We start from the raw sequence: 20,518 nt of genomic DNA on the forward strand, positions 1-20,518 counted from the left end.
CAGAAGAGCTCATTTGGCTGCATTGATAGCTGCGTCGACATCCGTCTGCGCAAAATCCTGGCCGACGTAGAGCAAGCGGCACCCGTGCTCCTTGGCGATTTCGTAGGCGAAGCAATCTCCGAAATTCAGGGAGGCGGGATGGACCCCTTTCCCCCAGCACTCGTAAGCCTGCGCGATCCGCTTTGCGGACGCCGGAGTAACGCTGACGATCTCAAAACCGAGCCCATCAATGAGCCGAGCCACCTCCTCGCCAACATTGCGGCGGGCGGCGACGATCAGCGCTTCCGCGACCGTACCGGCAGATATCAGCAAGTTCCCTTCCGCTTCGAGCGTGGCAATGCAGACATCAGCTTCCGGTTCATCGAGAACAATCGCCATGAGGGCCGACGTATCGACGGCGATCATTTCGGCAGCCCATCATCACCATAGAGAAAGTCCTGACTACGCGCCGCACCCGGTCCGGACGTGGCCTTGCTGGCGGTGGATTTGCGTATCGACTCGAGAAGTTCGCGCCGGGATTTTTGGTCGGGCACCGCCTTAACCGGCACGAGTCGTACGGCAGCGTGGCCGTGCCGGGTCAAGATGATCTCGTCCCCCGCTTCGGCACGCCGAACCAGTTCCGTCAATTGGCCCTTCGCCTCGGTTACTGACACTTGCATTTGAATACTCCAGTCTGGACCATTGGAAAGTCCAATATCCGGATCAATCTAGACTATTAAATGGTCCATCTCAAGGGCTGCGGCCCTGCCATCAAGCCGCGCCGCGTTCCGGAGCGTGAGGATTGCTGATGATGGGCCAGATGTCGCGTCGCGCCCGCCGATAGGGCGTTACCGCCGGGTCATTGGGGTAGGGCGTTCCGGCCGAGCAATAGAGGATCTGCGAGGCGATCTTCGAGAACGAGGCGTAGAAATGGTTCGTCGATTTGACCACCAGGATCTTCTTCGCGCCCGGATCGATACCCATGACCGAGAACAGGCTCGGGTCGAAGCTTTGGGCGCGCGTCGAATTGAGAATGATGTCGATGCCGCGATACTGAATATGCGCCGCGTCGCCGAAGGGAGCGAAGCTTTCGCCGAAACGCATTTCGGCGTTGCGCACCAGCCGCATCACTTTGACCGTACCATCGATCGGACTGCCCGTGCCGGGGGCGGACTTTGCCCCGAAGCGCAAGGGGATCTCCGCGCCTTCGCCGGCCGCCATGCAGATCTGCACGGCCATCGGATCCCAGATGGTGCCGATCGCTGCGTCGGTGACGCCTTTAGCGAGCAGTTCCCCGAGCACCACGGTCGCGTCGCCCGCCGTGCCGCCGCCGGGATTGTCCCACATGTCGGCGATCACCACCGGGCCGCAGGGCGCGGCGATTGCCGCGCCGACCGCCTGCCGTTCGTCGATTTCCGGCATGCGGAAGGTGCCGCGCTTGGCGAAGAGTTCGAGGCCGAGCTCGCGGGCGAGCGCCTCGCCCTTCTCCGGAACCCCATTGGTGACGGCAACCATCTTGGTGCCCATTTCCGGGACGTCGCCGGCCATGAAGCCGTGCACGACCGACAGCGACAGGACGTCCGCGTCCTCCCGCTCGATCCGCATGAGCTTGTCGACGAAGCTGCGCATCGGTTCGCGCGATGTCGGAAAGACGTCGATCATCCGGCAGTCGAACACCGACATGACCGGCCGGACGCGGTCTTCGAGCGTATCGACTGCAATGCGCCAGAGGTCTTCGGCGCGCTCGACGAAATCGGTGTGCGGAAATTCCTTGAAGAAGACGAAGAAATCGGCCGCCGCAACACGCTTTTCGGTGAGATGGCTATGCGGATCGAGCTCGACGCAGACGAGCACCTGCGGGCCGACGATCTCGCGCACGCACGTCAGGAGATCGCCCTCGGTATCCTCGTAGCCGTCGGCGACCATCGCTCCGTGTAGTCCGAGCACGACGGCGTCGACGGGGAGCGCGGCCCGCAATTGCCCGAGGATCTCGTCGCGCAGCGTTTCGTAAGTCTGCCGATTGACGAGTCCGGCCGGATCGGCCCAGGCCGCTGTTCCCTCGATCAGCTGCCAGCCTTTCTCCGCCGCCACGCGGCGGCCCACGGTTATCGGCGCGGTGCAAAGCGTCGGCGTTTCCGGGTGTTTTCCGGGAGGCGCATAGAGCGACGCTTCGAAGGCGCGCCGGTCGATGCAGATAGGAGAGAATGTGTTCGTTTCGGTCGCCAGGGCTGCCGTGAAGATCCGCAATGCCATTGCCTTCCTTGCCCTCAGTTCGAACCCATCGGATTCGGCAGATAGCCAGTGAAGCCGCAGATCTTCCACCGGCCTTCATGCAGCCGGCAATAATAGACCGTCTGCCACTTCAAGACATCGTAGCTTCCATCGGCCTTCCTGATGCCGCCATCGAATTTCTTGCGGGCCAACGCCTTCTCACCATTGATCTCGATGTCCTCGAGCGTCGTAGTCGTGAAAATGGCCGTGCGCACATCCTCCGCGAAGGACTGTCCGGCAAAGTCCCGCGCCTGGCGCAGCCACTCATCTCGATAGGCGCCAAGCGACGGGAAAGTCAGCCGCCAATCATCTGGGCTTGCTTCCCGCCTTCCGTCGATGCCGATGAAGCCGTCTTCGACAAAATCACCGGCCACCAATGACCAGTCGGCAGAAAGGAAGGCGGCGATGTCTCTGGTCACCAGCATCTCCCAGATCGAATGCCGGGCGGCGTCGCTGGCAGGAAACGGATTCTGGAAGGGATTCCGCATGTGTTTCGCTCCGGATTGAAATTCTTTTCATAAAAGGCGTTTTTCTCTGGCCAAATTCGGCTTTCTATGGTGACTTGTCAACGAGATGCGAAAATAATTTGCACAAAGGGTTCCGATGTCCATCAAACGTTTTGGTGCCGAACAAGTTGGGGCAGGCGGAAAAACTCTGCCTTTCGCGCGCGCCGTGGAGGCAGATGGCTGGCTCCACGTCTCCGGGCAGGTCGCCATGGAAAATGGAGAGGTCGTCGACGGCAATATCGTCACGCAGACCCGCAAGGCGATTGGCAATTTACTGGCCATTCTGAAAGCGGCCGACTACGGTATCGAACACGTGGTGAGAGTCGGCGTCTGGCTGGACGACCCGCGCGATTTCTGGAGCTTCAACAAGATCTATCAGGAGTATTTCGGAGCTCATCCGCCGGCACGTGCCTGCGTGCAGTCTTCGATGATGGTCGATTGCAAGGTGGAGATCGACTGCGTCGCCTACAAGCCCAAGGACGCCCAATACGACGTGGGGTGAGGAAAAGTGTGTGCGGTTTTCCGCCCGCATCCTGCGTCTCACGCAGTTATAGGAGTGGTCGTCCGGATGGATATTTTCGCAACCTTGCAGCATGAGAAGGAGCGGCTGTCGCAGTCGGAGAGCCGCATCGCCGACATTCTGCTCAATGATTTCGAATTTGCCGTCAACGCATCGATCATCGAGCTTGCCGGCAAGGCCGATGTCTCGCCGCCGACGGTGACGCGCTTCTGCCGGCGCTTGGGTTGCGACAGCTTTTCCGATTTCAAGGTGCAGCTGGCCCGCACCGCTTATGTTGGCATGCGCTATCTGAAGCCGGAGCCGAAAAGCGAGAAGCCGGGCGATGTCGCGCAGGACATCATCACCAAAGCACAGAATGCGCTGTTCCTGCTGCATCGTTCGCTCGATCTTGCAGCGATCGAGCAGGCCGCCGACCGGCTGGCCGGCGCCGAAATGATCTATGCCTTCGGTTCGGGCGGCAATTCCTCGATGATCGCCGGCGAATTGCAGAATCGCCTCTTTCGCCTCGGTCTGCGCATCACCGCAAGCTCCGACCACAGCATGCAATTGATGCTGACGGCAGCGGCCAAGCAGAACGACGTGATCATCGGCTCGTCCTTCTCCGGACGCAACGCCGAACTCGTGCGTGCCTTCACGCTCGCCCGCGACGCCAAGATACCGACCATCGCGCTCACCCAGACCGGCAGCCCGGTGGCGCGCGCCGCCGACATCACCGTTCCGATCGACCTGCCGGAAGGCAACAACATCTACCGTCCGACATCCACGCGCATCGCCTATGTGGCTCTGGTCGACATCCTCGCCAGCCTCGTCGCCTATCGCGTCCAGCCGCAAGCCACCGCGACGCTGCGGCGCATCAAGCAGCAACTGGTGGCGCACAGGGATGGCGATGATCGCCAGCTTCTCGGAGACTGATGTGGCACAGCAAGATCGCATGCCGAAATCCGTAGCGATCGTCACCGGCGCCGCCGGGGACATCGGCCGTGCCATCGCCTGGCGCCTGGCGGATGGCCACGACGTCGTTCTCCTTGCCGATATCGACGGCGATGCTGCAGGCAAGGTCGCGCGCGATCTCGGCGGCGAGGAGCGTTTTTCAGCCGTCGCCTGCGATGTGACGGATGCGGCGAGCGCGGCGGCCATGGCCGAGGCTGCGGCGGCGCGCGGCCTCGTGCATACGCTCGTCAACAATGCCGGCGCGGCGCACGCCGTCAGCCTGCACGAAACGACGCAGGACGTCTGGCGGATGGACAATGCCCTCAATCTCGAAGCCGCATTTCTCTGCTTCCGCGCCGTCGAGGACATGTTGAAGGAGAGCCGGGGCTCCGTCGTCAATATCGCCTCGGTGAACGGCATGGCCGTCTTCGGCCATCCAGCCTACAGCGCCGCCAAGGCCGGCCTCCTGCATCTGACGCGGCTGATCGCCGTCGAATACGGCAAGTTCGGCATCCGCGCAAATGCCGTCGCGCCGGGTACGGTGCGAACCCAAGCATGGGAGGCGCGCGCTGCCGCCAATCCTCAGGTCTTCGAGGAAGCCAAGCGCTGGTATCCGCTTCAGCACATCGTCAATCCGGAAGACGTCGCCAATGCCGTCCACTTCCTGGCTAGCCCCCAGGCGAGCGCAATAACCGGCGTCTGCCTGCCGGTCGATTGCGGGCTCACCGCCGGCCAGGCCGAACTCGCCCGCACCTTCTCGCAGTCCAGCCATTACTGACCAATCCCATTGGAGGATGTTCATGCAGCCGGTCTCTTATCGCCTTGAATCTGCCTGGCAACCGGATGGTGGCCTCAACGGGCGCTTCACCTTCAGCCTCTTCAACCTTTCCGGCAGACCGCTGAGCGGCTTCCGTCTCGTCTATACGTCACTCACCCGCGTCATCGAACCGGCCGCCTGCGAGAACGCCGTCTTCCTGCGCCGCAACGCCAATTTCCATGAGTTCGCGCCGCCCGAGGGGCTGACGCTACAGCCCGGCGAAAGCTGGACCTTCACCGTCAGCGGCCTGCACCGGCAGGCGAAGCACTGCACCGACGGGGCGAAGTCGGCTTATCTGACGTTGTCCGACGGCAAGCATGTGCCAGTGACGGTCTCCGATCTTCGGCTCGAAGGCGCGACGAGCGAACCGCCGCCCCTGCGCCTGCCTGAAGGCCGGCTCGACCTACCTTTCGCGTTGCAGCCCTGGCCGGCCGAGGTCGACGCGGTGCCCGGAGAAGGCTTCCCCGTCCTCCTCTATCCGTCGGCGGCAAGCAGCGCAGAGGACATCGCGGCGCTCTCCAACGTGCTGGCGCTGTTTCAACGGCTGTTTTCCGGCGGCCACGCCCCCTTCAGCCTTGTGCCCTCCGGTCAGGGGCTGCCGATCGTCTTTGTGAAAAACGGCGAACTCGGCGGCGAGGCGTACAGGCTTGCCTTCTCGGGTCGCGACATCCGGCTCGAATACGGCGCCGCCGCCGGGCGGCAATACGGGCTGACGACGCTGGCACAGCTTCTCGATGGCGCCCGCAATCATCCCGCCAAATTCCGCTTCCCGGCTTCAGGCACGATTTCCGACCAGCCGCGTTACGGCTGGCGCGGCTGCCATCTGGATGTGTCGCGGCAATTCTATCCGGCCGCCGACGTCCTGCGCCTGATCGACATTCTTGCCTGGCTCAAGCTCAACATCTTCCATTGGCATCTGACGGATGACGAGGCCTGGCGGCTGGAGATCAAGGCTTTTCCCACGCTGACGACGCTCGGCGTTCTGCGCGGACCCGACGAACCGATGCTGCCGCAGCTCGGCAACGGCGCCGTACCTTCGGGAGGCTTCTACAGCCAGAAAGAGATCAAGGCGATCGTCGCGCATGCGGCCGCCCTCAATGTCGAGGTGGTTCCCGAGATCGACATTCCCGGCCACAGCACAGCAGCGCTCGTTGCCTTGCCCGAGCTCGCCGATGGGCAGGAGGCGCCGGAGAGCTATCATTCGGTCCAAGGCTATCCCAACAACGCGCTCAATCCGGCCGTCCCGCTCACCTATGAATTCCTCGAAAAGGTCTTCGACGAAATGGTCGAGCTCTTTCCGAGCCGGTACATCCACATCGGCGGCGACGAGGTGGCGAACGGCTCCTGGCTGGCCTCGCCGCTGGCGCGAAAGCTGATGGAAGAGGAAGGCATTTCCGGCACCTTCGCGTTGCAATCCTACTTCCTGAAAAAAGTGAAGCAGATGCTGACGGCGCGCGGCCGCAAGCTGGTCGGCTGGAATGAGGTCGCCCACGGCGGCGGTGTCGGAATCGAGGGGACTTTGCTGATGGCCTGGGAGAACCCGAAGGTCGGGATCGAGCTGGCGCGCGAGGGTTATGACGTGGTGATGACCCCCGGCCAGGCTTACTACCTCGACATGGCCCAGGCGGACGCCTGGCAGGAACCCGGCGCCAGCTGGGCCGGCACGGCAACGCCGGCGCATACCTATGCCTATGAGGCGGAGGGCGAGTTTCCTGACGAACTGAAGAGCCGCATGAAGGGGGTGCAGGCCTGCATCTGGTCGGAGCATTTCCTGTCGCGCGGCTATTTCAACCGGCTCGTCTTCCCGCGCTTGGCGGCGATCGCCGAGGCAGCCTGGACGCCGAAGTCTGAAAAGGACTGGCTGCGCTTTGCCGCGATCGCTCCTCTCGCCCCGACGCTGTGAGGTTTGAGTGATGCGGATCGCCGTCGGTGGTATCCACACGGAATGCAGCACCTATTCGCCCGTCCTGATGTCGATCGAGGACTTTCGTATCCTGAGGGGCGATGAACTGCTGGCGGCCGACTATTTCAGCTTCCTCGAAGCGGCGGATGTGGAGCACGTTCCGCTGCTCCATGCCCGCGCCGTTCCCGGCGGCCCGGTTTCGCGGCCAGCCTATGAAGCGATCAAGACGGAATTCCTCGAAGGGCTGAAGGCGGCCCTCCCGATCGACGGGCTGTATCTCGCCATGCATGGCGCGATCAACGTCGACGGCATGGACGACGCGGAGGGCGACTGGATGTCCGCCGCCCGTGCCGTCGTCGGTTCCGATTGCCCGATTGCGGCAAGTTATGATCTGCATGGGAATGTCAGCCAGCGGATCATCGACCAGATCGATATCTTCGCGGCCTACCGCACGGCGCCGCACATCGACACGCGTGAAACCATGGCGCGCGCCTGGTCGATCCTCGTGGAGGCGCTCCGGAGCGGCACGCGGCCGGGCGTCGCCTGGGCCCCCGTACCGCTACTCCTGCCCGGCGAGCGGACCTCGACGGAAGACGAGCCGGCGGCAAGTCTTTATCAAGTCCTGCCGGAACTCGACAAGCGAGCCGGGGTTCTCGATGTCAACCTGATGGTCGGCTACGTCTGGGCGGACGAGCCGCGGGCGACCGCCTGCGCCGTCGTCACCGGCACAGATAAGGAAGCGGCCTCGAAGGCGGTGGAGGAAATCGCCGCAAGCTACTGGAATGCGCGGGAAAACTTCCGCTTCGGTTCGGTGACCGGAACCCTCAACGCAATGCTCGACATTGCCGAAGCGTCGACAACAAAACCGATTGTTCTCGCCGACTCGGGCGACAATCCGACCGGCGGAGGCGTCGGCGATCGGGCCGACGTGTTGAAGGCACTTCTGGCGCGTGGTTGGCAGGACGCGCTGATCGCCGGCATCACCGATCGGCCGGCGGTGGAAGCCTGCTTTAACGACGGCGAGGGCGGCACAGTCACGCTGCGGATCGGCGGCAGCCTCGATCCGTCAAGTCCAGCGGTGGAGGTAGAGGCGAAAGTGCTGCATCTCGACGATCCGGGCCCTCTCGCAGAACGTCAGGCGGTGGTCGAAGCGAGTGGCATCGTCGTCGTGCTTTCGGCGCGGCGGCGCCCGTACCACAATATAGAAGATTTCCACCGCCTCGGGCTCGATCCGAAGGCCGCGCGCCTGCTGGTCGTCAAATCCGGTTATCTTTCACCGGAACTCGCGCCGATCGCCAGTCCCAACCTGATGGCGCTCACCGAGGGTGTCGTCAATCAGGACATCGAAAACCTGGCGAGCGAGCGCCGTCAGCGGCCGATCTTCCCTTTCGATCGGGATTTCGATTTCACGCCGAAGGCGCGGCTCTCCGCCCGCTGGCGCTGACCCCGCAAGCCGCATGACCCCGCCCGGGGCCTTAGGCGGACAAAATTGACTTTGCCCCTCCCGCGGAACCGCCCCACCATGTCTTCGTCGCCGCTCATCGCGATGCGAAACCCGGTCATTCGGGCAAGCATGCTTGCAAGCCATGTCGATGCGCTGGCGCTCGGCACCACGGTCTACGTCGTCTATATGGTGCTGCTCGGATTTTCGGACCGGCCCTGGCAGGTCTACGCCCTGACGCTCGTCAGCGGCTTCGGCGCAGCGGCGCTGATCAGCATCCCGATCACCTATCTCCAGGACCTGATCGCCGATCGGCCGGGGCTTGGGAGTTCGCTGATTGCTGTCAACATCTTCCTGGGCGGGGCGCTCAGTGCCGGGCTCTTCGCGATCGGTACGCGGTTCAGCGACTATTCCGGGACCGCACTGCTCGGCGCGGCGGCCGGGCTCTTGGGGCTCGTCCTGGTGCTTATGCTCGACGGCAAGCGCGCCCGGACTTCCGCACCATAGGAGACGAACTGTCAGTGGAGAGGGAGGCCGCGGCGCAGCCTCCCGGCCTTTCATCAGTTCCCGAGAATGCCCGGCAGTCGCAGGCCCTTGTCCTTGGCGCACTCGAGCGCGAGGTCGTAGCCGGCATCGGCATGGCGCATGACGCCGGTCGCCGGATCGTTCCAGAGCACCCGCTCGACCCGGCGGGCGGCATCTTCCGAACCGTCGCAGCAGATGACGACGCCCGAATGCTGGGAGAAGCCCATGCCCACGCCACCGCCGTGATGCAGCGACACCCAGGTGGCACCCGAGGCAGTGTTGAGCAGCGCGTTCAAGAGCGGCCAATCGGAGACGGCGTCGGAGCCGTCCTTCATCGCTTCGGTCTCGCGGTTCGGCGAGGCGACCGAGCCGGAGTCGAGATGATCGCGGCCGATGACGACGGGCGCGCTGAGCTCGCCGGTTCTGACCATCTCGTTGAAGGCGAGGCCGAGGCGGTGGCGATCACCGAGGCCCACCCAGCAAATGCGCGCCGGCAGGCCCTGGAAGGCGATGCGCTCGCCGGCCATGTCCAGCCAGTTGTGCAGATGCTTGTTGTCAGGCAGCAGTTCCTTCACCTTGGCATCGGTCTTGCGGATATCCTCCGGATCGCCGGAGAGCGCCGCCCAGCGGAACGGGCCGATGCCGCGGCAGAACAGCGGACGGATGTAGGCGGGCACGAAGCCCGGGAAGGCGAAGGCGTTTTCGAGGCCCTCTTCCTTGGCCATCTGGCGGATGTTGTTGCCGTAGTCGAAGGTCGGGATGCCCATGTCCTGAAAGGCGATCATCGCTTCGACATGCTCGCGCATCGAGGCGCGGGCGGCCTTTTCGACGGATTTCGGATCGCTTTCGCGCTTTTTCTTCCACTCGGCCATGGTCCAGCCCTTCGGCAGATAGCCGTTGATCGGGTCATGTGCCGAGGTCTGGTCCGTCACCAGGTCCGGGCGGATGCCGCGACGAACCATTTCCGGCAGGATCTCGGCCGTGTTGCCGAGCAGACCGACGGATTTCGCCTCGCCCGCGGCCGTCCAGCGGTTGATCATCTCCATCGCTTCGTCAAGCGTTTCGGCTTTTGCGTCGACGTAGCGGGTGCGCAGGCGGAAATCGATGGAATCCGGATTGCATTCGACTGCAAGGCAGCAGGCGCCGGCCATGACGGCGGCGAGCGGCTGGGCGCCGCCCATGCCGCCGAGGCCGCCGGTGAGCACCCATTTGCCCTTGAGGTCGCCGTTATAGTGCTGGCGGCCGGCCTCGACGAAGGTCTCGTAGGTGCCCTGCACGATGCCCTGGCTGCCGATATAGATCCACGAACCGGCGGTCATCTGGCCGTACATGGCAAGACCCTTCCTATCCAGCTCGTTGAAATGATCCCAGGTCGCCCAGTGCGGCACGAGGTTGGAATTGGCGATCAGGACGCGCGGCGCATCCTTGTGGGTGCGGAAGACGCCGACCGGCTTGCCGGACTGGACGAGCAACGTCTCGTCCTCGTTGAGATCCTTCAGCGTCGCGACGATCCGGTCGAAATCCGCCCAGGTGCGGGCGGCCCGGCCGATGCCGCCGTAGACGACGAGCTCGTGCGGGTTCTCGGCGACGTCCGGGTCGAGATTGTTCATCAGCATCCGGAGCGGCGCTTCGGTCAGCCAGCTCTTGGCGCTGATCTCGGTTCCGCGCGGGCTGCGCACGTCACGGATGTTATGGCGCGGATTGTTCATGTTCATGCCTCACTCCCTGTCAATTGTGGTCCGGCGGGCAGATGAGGGTCCCGCAATAAGTGTTTGTGTTCGTTCAATTCTGCAAGTTTAAGCGTGATCGCGATAATGAAGTGCGATCGCTTCGATGCGTTCCAAGATCGCGCTGAGATGGCCGCGAAGTTGGTCGGCCTTGCCGGGGTCCAGGGCGAATGGCGGCGCCTCCATTGCCAGATGCGTCGATTGCGCCAGTTCCATCTGGATCGCGTGGACGCCGGTGTCCGGCTTTCCATAGTGCCGGGTCGTCCAGCCGCCTTTGAAGCGGCCATTGAGGATATGAGTGTAACTCTCTGCTTTTGCGGCGATTTCAACCACGGCTCTTTCGATTGCTGGAGCGCAGGTCCTACCCGTATCAGTGCCGATATTGAAGTCCGGCAGCTTGCCCTCGAAGAGGAAGGATATATGCGAGCGAATCGAGTGGCAGTCATAGAGGACCGCCACGCCGTGGATTGCTTTCACGCGGGCGATCTCGGCGGCGAGCGCGGCGTGATAGGGAGCGTGGAAATCGCGCAGCCTTGCGGCGATGTCGGCATCCGCCGGACCTTCGCCCTCCTTCCAGATAGGCACACCGTCGAAATCGGTTTCCGGCACAAGCCCGGTCGTATTCTGGCCGGGATAGAGGCTAACCCCTTCGGGGTCGCGATTGGCATCGATGACATAGCGATGGAAGGTGGCACGCACGGTTGTCGCTGCCGGCAGCAGGCCTTCATAGAGCTTGTGAATGTGCCAATCGGTATCGGCGAGGATACGGCCATTGTCGTTCAACCGCTCCCAGATCGAGGCAGGGACAACGGTGCCCGTGTGGGGAAAGGCGAGAATTACCGGCGAGGTCCCCTGCCGGACTTCGAAGACCGCCATCTCAAACCTCCAGTCGCGGCAGGATGCCGTCGGAAACGGCGGCCGCCAGGCGGCCGGAGGCGACCAGTTCGCTGGCAGCCCTGAGGTCGTCTGCCATATAGCGGTCTTCCTCGACCGTGGGGGAAACGGCGCGCACCGCAGCGGCCGCTTTCTCAAGCTCCGGGCTGGTTGCAAGCGGCGCCCGGAATTCGATGCCCTGAACGGCTGCCAAGGCTTCGATGCCGATGATCGAGAACAGGTTGTCGGTCATCTGCAGAAGTCGGCGGGCGCCGTGGCAGGCCATCGATACGTGGTCTTCCTGGTTGGCCGAGGTCGGCGTCGAATCGACGGAGGCCGGGTGCGAGAGCTGCTTGTTCTCCGACATCAGCGCGGCGGACGTGACTTCGGCGATCATCAGCCCCGAATTGAGGCCCGGCTTCTTGGCGAGGAAGGCCGGTAGCCCGTAGCTCAATGCCGGATCGACGAGGAGGGCGATGCGGCGCTGGGAAATGGCACCGATCTCGCAGATCGCCAGCGCCATCTGGTCGGCTGCGAAAGCGACCGGTTCGGCATGGAAGTTGCCGCCGGAGACGACGGAGTTGTCGGAGAGCACGAGCGGATTGTCGGTGACTGCATTGGCCTCGATGGTGAGCGTCGCGGCCACCGAGCGCAACAGATCGAGGCAAGCGCCGTCGACCTGCGGCTGGCAGCGGATGCAATAGGGATCCTGGACGCGTTCGTCTCCCTCCAGATGGCTTTGGCGGATCACCGATCCCTCAAGCAGCCGTCGAAGCGCAGCGGCCGTGTCGATCTGGCCGCGATGGCCGCGTAGCGTATGGATGTCGGGATGGAAGGGAGCGGACGAGCCCATGGCCGCATCGGTCGACAGCGCGCCGGTGATAAGCGCCGCCTGGGCTGCGCGATGGGCGCGGAAGAGGCCGGCAAGCGCCAGCGCCGTCGAAACCTGGGTGCCGTTGATCAGCGCCAGGCCTTCCTTGGCGGCGAGCGTCACCGGGGAAAGTCCGGCCGCCTTCAGGGCAGCATCGCCCTTCATGCGTTCGCCCGCGACGAAGGCTTCGCCATGGCCCATCATCACGGCGGCCATATGGGCGAGCGGTGCGAGGTCGCCGGAAGCACCGACCGAACCCTTTTCCGGGATCAGCGGGATGACGCCCTTTTCGAGCATTCCTTCGATCAGCCGAACAAGCTCGAGGCGCACGCCGGAGGCGCCGCGTCCAAGCGAGATCAACTTCAGGGCGAGGATCAGGCGCACGATGTTTTCCGGCAAAGGCTGACCGACGCCGCAGCAATGCGAGAGGATGAGATTGCGCTGCAAGGTCGCCACGTCGGCACTGTCGATCTTGATGGAGGCGAGTTTGCCGAAGCCGGTATTGATGCCGTAGACGGGGGCGCTGCCCGCGACGATCTCGGCAATGCGCCGAGCGGCGTTCTCGATGCCGCCATCGAAGGCGCGATCGAGGTGGGCCGGCTCGCCGGTCCAGTAGATCGTCTCCAGGTCCCTGAGCGTTACCGAGCCGGGTTTCAGAACAATGGTCATCGGGCAATCCTTTCACCCATGAATATCCGCTCCGAGAGGGGGTTGAAGCCGATGCGGTAGATCAGTTCCGCCGGCGCATCGATGTTCCAGAGGGCAAGGTCGGCGGATTTTCCTGCTTCGATCGTGCCGGTCTCGCCGAGTATACCGAGCGCACGTGCCGCCTCGCGCGTGACTCCGGCGAGGCATTCATCGAGGGTCAGGCGGAAGAGCGTCGCCGACATGTTCATCGTGAGCAACAGTGAGGTCAGCGGCGACGTGCCCGGGTTGCAATCGGTGGCAATGGCGATGCGCGTACCGGCGGCGCGCAGCGCTTCGACCGGCGGCACTTGTGTTTCGCGCAACGTGTAGAATGCCCCCGGCAATAGGACGGCGACCGTGCCGGACTTCGCCATCGCGGCTGAGCCGTCCTCATCGAGATATTCGAGGTGGTCGGCCGACAGCGCCCCATAGGCGGCGGCGAGCTTGGCGCCGCCGAGATTGGAAAGCTGTTCGGCATGCAGCTTCACCGGCAGGCCGAGGGCCTTGGCTTTGTCGAAGACGCACGCGATCTCGGCGGGCGAAAAGGCGATCCCCTCGCAGAAGCCATCGACGGCATCGACAAGCCCTTCGGCATGGGCCTGGACGAGGCCGGGAAGAACGACGTCGTCGATGTAGGCCGCATTCCGGCCCTTGTATTCCGGCGGCGTGGCGTGCGCGGCGAGATAGCTAGTGAGGACGCGGACCGGACGCATGCGCTCCAACCGGCGGGCGGCACGGAGCATCTTCAACTCGGCATCTATGTTGAGGCCATAGCCCGATTTGATCTCGACCGTGGAGACGCCTTCGCAGAGCAGCGCGTCGAGCCTCGGAAGAGCTGCAGCAACCAGATCGTCGACCGATAGCGCATTGGTCGCCTTTACCGTCGAGATGATGCCGCCGCCGGCACGGGCGATCTCTTCGTAAGACGCGCCTTCGAGCCGCAGCTGAAATTCGCGCGCTCGGTTCCCGCCATGGACGAGATGGGTGTGGCAGTCGATCAGCGCCGGGGTCATCCAGCGGTCTTCGCAATCAATCACCTGATCGGCCCGGGAAAGGTCGGAAGGCAAGTCCCGTTCAGCGCCGGCATAGACGATCCGGCCGCCGCGGACAGCGACAGCGCCATTCTCGATGGTGCCGAGCGGCCCCATCTCCTCGCGAAGCGTCGCGAGGCGCGCATTGCGCCAAAGGCTGGTCCGTTCCGGTGACATGTCGGCGTTTCCGTCCATCAGCTCTTCGCCCTTCCGTTGCGATAATGTATATACATAACAAAGCAGACGGCAAGCGGAAAAATGTTTGGTGTCGTGGCAAGAGGTAACGCGGCCGGCGTGAGGGGCCAGCGACCGCAACGAAAAAGCCCCGGACTCTTGGTCCGGGGCTTGGGGGGAATAGCCAGTTGTCGGTAATCAGGCGGGGAGATGGGCCTTGGTACAATGCTGTTCAACAAGCCCGATGAAATGCTGGCCGGCGATCTCAAGCCGCCCGCTGTTGTCGATCGCGGTCACGTCCGGCCCGGCGACGACGTCGGGCACTTGCCGCTTCAGTCGACGTAGCACGTCTTCCTCGTTTTCGCGTCCACGCTGGGCGAGGCGCTTCGCCAGCACCGACGCGTCGGCGGTGACGAGGGCGACGGCGACCTTGCCAAAGGCCGCCCGAATGGCGGGAAGGGCGGCGCGGCTGCCGTTGACGATCGCCGTCATGCCGCTCTCGATCTTGTCGGCGATGTCGCGCGGAATGCCGTAGCTCAAGCCATGCGCCTGCCAGGAAACGGCAAAGGCGCCGCTCTCCTCCATTTCCTCGAATTCCGCGGTGGAGACGCTTTCGTGCACTTCGCTGCCTGCATCCGAGGGGCGTGTGATGACACGTCGGACGAAGAGAATATCCGGCCGATGCGCGAAGTGGCGAGCGGCAAAGCCCATGACGCTGTCCTTGCCGGCCCCACTCGGGCCGACGACGACGATGAGCGTTCCGCCCTGGTTTTCCTCCGCCATCATGCGACACGCCGTCCTTCGCGCCATACGGAGCGAACAACCGGAATACCCTCTGGCCGATGGACCCGAACGATATCGGCGCGTAGCCCGACGGCGATCCGGCCGCGGTCGCTGAGGCCGACGGTGCGCGCCGGTGTTGCGGTCACCAGAGCGATTGCGTTCGGCAGGTCGATGCTCTCGACCTCGTCGGCGAGGATAAAGGGGGCGTGGATCAGGCTGAAGGGCACATAATCCGACGAAAGCACGTCGAGCACGCCGCGCTCGGCGAGGTCACGCGCGGCGATGTTTCCGGAATGCGATTTGCCGCGCACGACGTTGGGCGCGCCCATCAGGACGCTCAGACCCGCCCGGTGGGAGGCCTCCGCCGCTTCGAAACTCGTCGGAAACTCTGCAAGCCGGACGCCATAGCCGATCGACTCCTCGACATGCGCAAGCGTCGCGTCGTCGTGGCTGGCGATGGTGATGCCGCGCTTGACGCAGGCCTGGGCGAGTGCGGTGCGATGCGGTGCGGCATAGCGTTCCGACAGCGCCTGCTGACGCTCGACGAAAGCGGCGAAGGCCTCGTCCGTGAGGCCGCGCTTGGTTTTGTAGTAGAGCGTGTATTGGTCCATCGTCTGGAACTGGCGTTGGCCGGGTGCGTGATCCATTAGCGAGACGAGGCGAACCTGCGGGTCGTCGTGAAAATCCTCGAAGTGCTCGAGCACGTCATTCGTCGAGACCTCGCAGCGCAGGTGGATGAGGTGGTCGGCGCGCAACCGGCCCTCCGCCTTCGCCTGCGCCAAGGCATCGGCCATGCTGCGCATTTCGCCCTTCGGAAAGCCGCTCTCCTCGTCCGAGCCGAGACGCAGACAGTCGAAGACGGTGGTGATGCCGGAGGTGACGACCTGGGCGTCGTGCGCTTGGATTGCGGCGATCTTCAGCCAGCGCACACCGGGACGCGGCGAGTAGTGCGCCTCCAGGTGATCGGTGTGAAGCTCGATCAGGCCGGGGAGCAGATAGTCGCCTTCGACATCCTCGCCAACCCGGCTCGTGCGTTCCGAAATGTCGGCGATCCTGCCGTCGCGGATCAGCACTGAGCCTTCGACGATATCGTCTTCGAGGACGATGCGGGCATTGGTCAGAACCTGTTCGCTGCTCATATCATGCAATCTTTCGTGTGGATGCGCTGCCGAGCGGCAGCAGGGAATGAACGGTGAAGGGCGCGCCGCCCTGCGGCTCGACAAAAAGAGCGACCGTCGAGATGCCCAACGGCTGACCGATAAACGGGGCGAAGGCGGCCTCAAGCGTTTCGCGCATGATGCTGCGCATCTCGTCCGGCACGGGACCGGTGAGCGTCAGATGGAACTGGAACTCTTCGAAAACATACGGATAGCCCCATGCCGCAAGGTAATCCCTTTGACGCTGCGTCAGCGTCTCCGGATTCCGGCGGGCGACATCGATTTCGGACAACGGTGCCCGGAAGGGCTCGAAACGGCGAACCGCCTGTTCCGCCAAGTCTTGCAGAGGCGCGGACGGTGCCCTCGGTACGAGCGCGAAGAACGGGCCGATCTGGTGAAGCGCGATCTCCGGCACTTCGAAAGGCTCGATCTCCGCCGCAAACTCATCGAAGGCAGCAATCAGCTCGGCCTCGCTTCGCCCTGGCGCCAGCGTGAAGGGTGCCTTCAAGGTGCCATGAAAGCCGTAGCGGCGTGGCTCGGCCGTCAATGTCATCTGCTGTTCACCGTCGAGGGCCGAGCTTTCCGCCCAGGCCAACGCCCCGTCGCGGAAAGCATCGCGGCCGAGCCAACGGGACGCGGTCTGCGACAGCCGGTCATCGGACGGCGGCGCGAAGTAGATTGCATGACGCACGGATCTTCACTTTCTTGATGTCGCCTCGCCGCTAAGGCGAGTCGACTAGTCGTGGGTGCAAAGCGCAGCTATCCGATTTGCATGACAACATCATGATCGCATCGCTGTGAAGCGCAAAAAGGAATCAGTGTGCGCTGCGTCCGATCAGTCGCGACCGGCACGCGTTCGAGATGCTGTCGAAAACGAAGACAACCATCAAGATCAAAAGCACCATATAGGCGACATTTTCCCAATCCGAATTGGTGCGCATCGCTTCCCAGAGCTTGAGCCCGATGCCGCCGGCGCCAACGGCACCGATGATCGTCGCCGAGCGGGTGTTCGATTCCCAGAAATAGAGCGCCTGGCTCGCAAAGACGGGGAGCACTTGCGGCAGCACGCCGAAGCGCTGCACGGCGATCGACGGAGCGCCAACCGATTTCACTCCTTCGCGTTGCTTGTCGTCGATGTTTTCCAGCGCTTCCGAGTAGAGCTTGCCGAGCGTCCCGGTGTCGGTGAAGAAGATCGCCGAGATGCCGGCAAGCGGCCCAGGGCCGAAGGCACGCGTGAAGAACAGCGCCCAGATGAACATGTCGACCGACCGCAGGAAGTCGAAGAAGCGCTTTATCAACTGGTTGGTTACGCGGCTCGGCGTGATATTGCGGGCGGCAAGGAAGCAGAGCGGGAAGGCGATGAAGGATGCGAAGAGGGTACCCACGAAGGCCATGACGACCGTCTGCAGCATCTTGGTCCAGACGTCGAGATGCTGCCATTCGGCATTGTAGAGGATGTTGTTCCAGGCAAGCGCCAGGTTCGAGCGTGTCGGGTCGATCCGGTCTCCCGACAGGATCAGGGCTGCGACGTCACCATAGGACTTTCCGAAGAACGGCGAATTTGTATCGAAAAGGAAATTCGCCCAGCCGAAGAAGCGGTTGCGGATCGAGACCTCGTTCCCGGTAACCTCGGCCCAGCCGGTGGCACCGAAGGCGAGCGTGATCTTTTCGCCTGGGCGTTTCTGGGTGGCCCAGCGCGGCAGGGGTCCCTGCGGCGTGACGCTGTCGGCGCCATCGACCGTCATGGTGAGAGTTTCGCCGCCGTGGATGGCGGTGACCAGCTTGCCGGCGACTTCGATGCGCGTCGAGCGATCAAAGGTCACGACGGCGCGCGTGACGACCTGAACAGTGCGGGTGGTCGCGGCGCTTTGCCCGGTTGCGCTCCCTCCGTCGCCGAGCGCGGCCTTCGGCGCCATGAAGTTGAAGGAGGAATTCGTCTTCGGTCTCGGCGCTTGCACGGCGACCGCCGGCGTTTCAACCGCTCGCGTCACCTGTTGTTTGTCGAGCGTCACCCATTCCGGATTCGGATTTTTCCCAAGCGGTGAATTGCGCTGATAGGAAACCGTCATCATTCCGTCAGGCGCGATCGCGATTTCGGGTCGGACCTCGTAGGACACCCAGTCTGAGAGGTAGGTGCCGGCAATGCCCCAATTGGCGTTGGCAAGCACATGGCCGATCGAAAAGAACCACCAACTGAAGACCAGATAGAGCACCACGCCCGCACCGATCAGCATCGGTTTCAGCCCCTTCTTCGAAGAGGACTGCAAGAGATGGGCGTGTCGAGCCGCGATCGCTTCCATTTCGAGCGTGCTGGGCTTTGTCAAGGCAATCATGGCGCGCTCCTACTGGGCAAGCTGGAAGGCCTGATCGCCGACGAGGCGGCGGCGGAGCCAGGCGGAAAACTGATCGACGGCAAAGATCGTTGCGAAGAGCAGAAGCACGATCGCGAGTGTCTTGGCCTGATGCCCCTGCCCGATCGACAGGCGCAGGAGTTCGCCGATACCACCACCACCCACCGCGCCGATAATCGTTGAGGCACGCACGTTGATCTCGAGGCGCAGTAGAAAATAGCTGACGAAATTGGGCAGGACCTGGGGCACGACGCCAAACCAGACCCGCTCGATCCAGTTCGCGCCAACGGCGCGCAGACCTTCCTCCGGCTTCATGTCGGCATTCTCGACCACCTCGAAGAACAACTTGCCAAGCGCGCCGATCGTGTGGATCGATACCGCCGCGATCGCGGGGATTGGTCCGAGCGAGAGGATCGCCAGGAAGAAGCCGGCGATCACAACTTCCGGAAAGGCGCGCACCACTTCCATCAGCCGGCGGACAGGGGCGCGCACCCAGCGGTTTGGCATGAGGTTGCTCGCGGCGAGGAAGCACAGGATGAAGCCGAAAAACGCACCGATCATCGTCGACAAGATCGCGATGTTCACCGTCTCCAGCATCTTGTGGAAGTACTCGGGGATGTAGAAGCTGTCGGTCAGATAAAGGCGACCGTCCGGGTAATTGTATTTGAAACTGCCGTCGTCATAGGGTGAGGGCAGATCGAAGAGGGCGCGAACGATCTCCATCGTATCGCGCGGCATCAGGTCGCCGACGAAGTCGAAGAAGTGCGGCAGCCGGTCAAGGAATTTGCCGGCGTTTGAATCATTTGCGAACCAAAGCGAGCCAGAGAGTGTCAGCGCCAGGATGGCGAGCCCGAGCCAGGTGTAGAGACGCCGGCGGGCGTTGAGCTCTTGCCAATGACGATCGATGAGAGCGCCGTTCTCGCTTAGATGCTGTGAGAGCAGGGAAGTGGCCATAGGTATTCGGCGATGCCGGCCTCTCTAAGGCGCCCTCTGGCGCCCCGTAAAATGAGGCGCTGGCCGCTTGGCAGCCAGCGCCGGCAAGTGAGTTGGAACGATCAGCCGCCGATCGTTGCCTTGCGGGCGTCGATGATCGGCTTGTAGAAGTCGCTGTTGACCTCGGTATAGCCGGTGAACTCCCCGCCTTGGATAGCCGAGAAGCAGGCGGCGTCGGTCTTCGGCAGATCCGTCATGAACTGCTTGAACTTGGCCTTCAGGTCGTCATTCAGGGCGGTGCGCACGACGATCGGGCCGTTCGGGATCAGCGGCGAGCGCCACAGTTCGACGAGGTCGTTCATGTCGAGAATGCCCTTGTCGACCATCTTGCGCAGGTTGCCCGACGTGTAGCCGTCCTTGAACTCGCCGACGCCCGAGCCGAAGGTCGTGCCGGCATCGAAGGTACCCTTGACGACTTCGAGGACGAGGTTTTCATGGCCACCGCCGAAGCCGGTTTCGCCGAAATACTCCTTCACGGGAGCGCCGATCGTTTCCGGCAGCGTCACGAGCGGAATGAGGTAGCCGGAGGTGGAGTCCGGATCGGCGAAGCCGAGCTTCTTGCCCTTGAGATCCTCGAGCTTGGTGATGCCGGAATCCTTGCGGGCGACCATGATCGAATGATAGCCGGTCGAGCCATCGGTCTGGACCGTCGTCAGGATAGGCTCGACGGCGTCGGCCTTGGCGAGATAGATCTTGGCGTAGCCGGAGGCGCCGAGCTCGGCATAGTCGAGCGTGCCGCCGAGCAGGCCCTGGATAACACCGTCATAGTCCGCGGCCGGGAACAGCGAAACCTTCTCGACGCCGATGGCGGCCGGCAGCTTGTCCACCAGGCACTGGTAGTTGCGCAGGCGGTCGGCTTCGTTTTCGCCGCCGATGATGCCGACGCGGAATTCCTTGAGATCTTCGGCCTGGACGTGGCCGGCGAGGGCGATGAGCGCAACCGCGCCCAGAAGAGCTTTCTTCAGCATGAGGTTCGTCT

The 20,518-nt window shown here is 63.3% G+C and carries 19 protein-coding genes and 1 pseudogene; 6 read left to right on the forward strand and 14 right to left on the reverse strand.

The genetic code is table 11. The annotated features are described in order from the left end of the window. Positions 1-9 precede the first annotated feature (9 nt). The 4 genes from USDA257_RS04995 to USDA257_RS05010 all read right to left on the reverse strand — a co-directional run bounded on the left by USDA257_RS04995 (position 10) and on the right by USDA257_RS05010 (position 2,738). Positions 10-405, reverse strand: a complete 396-nt coding sequence (locus USDA257_RS04995) for a type II toxin-antitoxin system VapC family toxin (RefSeq protein WP_014761802.1) — start codon at positions 403-405, stop codon at positions 10-12. Beyond that, positions 402-659 carry a type II toxin-antitoxin system Phd/YefM family antitoxin gene (locus tag USDA257_RS05000; protein ID WP_014761803.1) on the reverse strand — a complete coding sequence of 86 codons (258 nt, stop codon included), beginning with the start codon at positions 657-659 and terminating at the stop codon, positions 402-404. Before USDA257_RS05000 ends, USDA257_RS04995 begins: the two co-directional genes overlap by 4 nt. A gap of 91 nt (positions 660-750) precedes the next feature. Then, positions 751-2,226: a M81 family metallopeptidase gene (locus tag USDA257_RS05005; RefSeq protein WP_041414958.1), complete on the reverse strand. Its 1,476-nt coding sequence runs from the start codon at positions 2,224-2,226 to the stop codon at positions 751-753. Positions 2,227-2,246: 20 nt separating this feature from the next. Further along, the gene (locus USDA257_RS05010) at positions 2,247-2,738 is read right to left on the reverse strand and encodes a hypothetical protein (RefSeq protein ID WP_014761805.1); all 492 of its coding nucleotides are present in this window, start codon (positions 2,736-2,738) and stop codon (positions 2,247-2,249) included. Between the two features lie 115 nt (positions 2,739-2,853). On the opposite strand from USDA257_RS05010, the gene USDA257_RS05015 reads away from it, so the two are divergent. The 6 genes and pseudogenes from USDA257_RS05015 to USDA257_RS05040 all read left to right on the forward strand — a co-directional run. Continuing rightward, entirely contained in the window at positions 2,854-3,258 is a 405-nt protein-coding gene (locus USDA257_RS05015) for a RidA family protein (protein WP_014761806.1), read from the forward strand. A gap of 66 nt (positions 3,259-3,324) precedes the next feature. Beyond that, positions 3,325-4,188: a MurR/RpiR family transcriptional regulator gene (locus USDA257_RS05020; RefSeq protein ID WP_014761807.1), complete on the forward strand. Its 864-nt coding sequence runs from the start codon at positions 3,325-3,327 to the stop codon at positions 4,186-4,188. A 19-nt stretch (positions 4,189-4,207) separates the two neighbouring features. Beyond that, positions 4,208-4,984: an SDR family oxidoreductase gene (locus USDA257_RS05025; protein ID WP_041414959.1), complete on the forward strand. Its 777-nt coding sequence runs from the start codon at positions 4,208-4,210 to the stop codon at positions 4,982-4,984. A gap of 22 nt (positions 4,985-5,006) precedes the next feature. Then, positions 5,007-6,926 carry a beta-N-acetylhexosaminidase gene (locus USDA257_RS05030; RefSeq protein ID WP_014761809.1) on the forward strand — a complete coding sequence of 640 codons (1,920 nt, stop codon included), beginning with the start codon at positions 5,007-5,009 and terminating at the stop codon, positions 6,924-6,926. A gap of 10 nt (positions 6,927-6,936) precedes the next feature. Then, positions 6,937-8,370 (forward strand): M81 family metallopeptidase, encoded by a 1,434-nt coding sequence (locus tag USDA257_RS05035; RefSeq protein ID WP_014761810.1) that lies wholly within the window; start codon positions 6,937-6,939, stop codon positions 8,368-8,370. A 138-nt stretch (positions 8,371-8,508) separates the two neighbouring features. Next, positions 8,509-8,874 (forward strand): annotated as a pseudogene (locus tag USDA257_RS05040) (MFS transporter); the annotation flags it as partial. A gap of 53 nt (positions 8,875-8,927) precedes the next feature. Here the strand turns inward: USDA257_RS05040 and hutU are convergent. The 10 genes from hutU to phnD all read right to left on the reverse strand — a co-directional run bounded on the left by hutU (position 8,928) and on the right by phnD (position 20,507). Beyond that, positions 8,928-10,601, reverse strand: a complete 1,674-nt coding sequence (gene hutU / locus USDA257_RS05045) for a urocanate hydratase (RefSeq protein ID WP_041414960.1) — start codon at positions 10,599-10,601, stop codon at positions 8,928-8,930. A gap of 87 nt (positions 10,602-10,688) precedes the next feature. Next, complete coding sequence (gene hutG / locus USDA257_RS05050) at positions 10,689-11,495, reverse strand: N-formylglutamate deformylase (protein ID WP_014761813.1); 807 nt, start codon at positions 11,493-11,495, stop codon at positions 10,689-10,691. Position 11,496: 1 nt separating this feature from the next. Continuing rightward, on the reverse strand, positions 11,497-13,032 hold the full coding sequence (hutH, locus tag USDA257_RS05055; protein WP_014761814.1) for a histidine ammonia-lyase: 1,536 nt from the start codon (positions 13,030-13,032) through the stop codon (positions 11,497-11,499). Beyond that, the gene (hutI, locus tag USDA257_RS05060; RefSeq protein ID WP_014761815.1) at positions 13,029-14,276 is read right to left on the reverse strand and encodes an imidazolonepropionase; all 1,248 of its coding nucleotides are present in this window, start codon (positions 14,274-14,276) and stop codon (positions 13,029-13,031) included. Before hutI ends, hutH begins: the two co-directional genes overlap by 4 nt. 177 nt (positions 14,277-14,453) lie before the next feature. Continuing rightward, on the reverse strand, positions 14,454-15,041 hold the full coding sequence (phnN, locus tag USDA257_RS05065; protein ID WP_014761816.1) for a phosphonate metabolism protein/1,5-bisphosphokinase (PRPP-forming) PhnN: 588 nt from the start codon (positions 15,039-15,041) through the stop codon (positions 14,454-14,456). Further along, positions 15,038-16,177 (reverse strand): alpha-D-ribose 1-methylphosphonate 5-triphosphate diphosphatase, encoded by a 1,140-nt coding sequence (locus USDA257_RS05070; protein ID WP_014761817.1) that lies wholly within the window; start codon positions 16,175-16,177, stop codon positions 15,038-15,040. Before USDA257_RS05070 ends, phnN begins: the two co-directional genes overlap by 4 nt. A 1-nt stretch (position 16,178) precedes the next feature. After that, a complete protein-coding gene (locus USDA257_RS05075; protein WP_014761818.1) occupies positions 16,179-16,886 on the reverse strand; it encodes a DUF1045 domain-containing protein in 708 nt (235 codons plus the stop codon). 124 nt (positions 16,887-17,010) lie between these two features. Beyond that, positions 17,011-18,528, reverse strand: a complete 1,518-nt coding sequence (gene phnE, locus USDA257_RS05080) for a phosphonate ABC transporter, permease protein PhnE (protein WP_014761819.1) — start codon at positions 18,526-18,528, stop codon at positions 17,011-17,013. Positions 18,529-18,537: 9 nt separating this feature from the next. Further along, positions 18,538-19,500, reverse strand: coding sequence for a phosphonate ABC transporter, permease protein PhnE (gene phnE, locus USDA257_RS05085; RefSeq protein WP_014761820.1), 963 nt, complete (start codon positions 19,498-19,500; stop codon positions 18,538-18,540). 101 nt (positions 19,501-19,601) lie between these two features. Next, complete coding sequence (gene phnD, locus USDA257_RS05090; protein WP_014761821.1) at positions 19,602-20,507, reverse strand: phosphonate ABC transporter substrate-binding protein; 906 nt, start codon at positions 20,505-20,507, stop codon at positions 19,602-19,604. Positions 20,508-20,518: the final 11 nt, after the last annotated feature.

Origin of the sequence: Sinorhizobium fredii USDA 257, from assembly GCF_000265205.3 — a bacterium.
GTDB classification, from domain to species: domain Bacteria; phylum Pseudomonadota; class Alphaproteobacteria; order Rhizobiales; family Rhizobiaceae; genus Sinorhizobium; species Sinorhizobium fredii_B.

Bases quoted from the DNA above. Each gene is read 5' to 3' on its own strand.
- USDA257_RS04995 (WP_014761802.1), bottom strand. From the start codon at position 405: ATGATCGCCGTCGATACGTCGGCCCTCATGGCGATTGTTCTCGATGAA.
- USDA257_RS05000 (WP_014761803.1), bottom strand. From the start codon at position 659: ATGCAAGTGTCAGTAACCGAGGCGAAGGGCCAATTGACGGAACTGGTT.
- USDA257_RS05010 (WP_014761805.1), bottom strand. From the start codon at position 2,738: ATGCGGAATCCCTTCCAGAATCCGTTTCCTGCCAGCGACGCCGCCCGG.
- USDA257_RS05015 (WP_014761806.1), top strand. From the start codon at position 2,854: ATGTCCATCAAACGTTTTGGTGCCGAACAAGTTGGGGCAGGCGGAAAA.
- USDA257_RS05020 (WP_014761807.1), top strand. From the start codon at position 3,325: ATGGATATTTTCGCAACCTTGCAGCATGAGAAGGAGCGGCTGTCGCAG.
- USDA257_RS05025 (WP_041414959.1), top strand. From the start codon at position 4,208: ATGCCGAAATCCGTAGCGATCGTCACCGGCGCCGCCGGGGACATCGGC.
- USDA257_RS05030 (WP_014761809.1), top strand. From the start codon at position 5,007: ATGCAGCCGGTCTCTTATCGCCTTGAATCTGCCTGGCAACCGGATGGT.
- USDA257_RS05035 (WP_014761810.1), top strand. From the start codon at position 6,937: ATGCGGATCGCCGTCGGTGGTATCCACACGGAATGCAGCACCTATTCG.
- hutU (WP_041414960.1), bottom strand. From the start codon at position 10,601: ATGAACAATCCGCGCCATAACATCCGTGACGTGCGCAGCCCGCGCGGA.
- hutG (WP_014761813.1), bottom strand. From the start codon at position 11,495: ATGGCGGTCTTCGAAGTCCGGCAGGGGACCTCGCCGGTAATTCTCGCC.
- hutH (WP_014761814.1), bottom strand. From the start codon at position 13,032: ATGACCATTGTTCTGAAACCCGGCTCGGTAACGCTCAGGGACCTGGAG.
- hutI (WP_014761815.1), bottom strand. From the start codon at position 14,276: ATGGACGGAAACGCCGACATGTCACCGGAACGGACCAGCCTTTGGCGC.
- phnN (WP_014761816.1), bottom strand. From the start codon at position 15,041: ATGATGGCGGAGGAAAACCAGGGCGGAACGCTCATCGTCGTCGTCGGC.
- USDA257_RS05070 (WP_014761817.1), bottom strand. From the start codon at position 16,177: ATGAGCAGCGAACAGGTTCTGACCAATGCCCGCATCGTCCTCGAAGAC.
- phnE (WP_014761819.1), bottom strand. From the start codon at position 18,528: ATGATTGCCTTGACAAAGCCCAGCACGCTCGAAATGGAAGCGATCGCG.
- phnE (WP_014761820.1), bottom strand. From the start codon at position 19,500: ATGGCCACTTCCCTGCTCTCACAGCATCTAAGCGAGAACGGCGCTCTC.
- phnD (WP_014761821.1), bottom strand. From the start codon at position 20,507: ATGCTGAAGAAAGCTCTTCTGGGCGCGGTTGCGCTCATCGCCCTCGCC.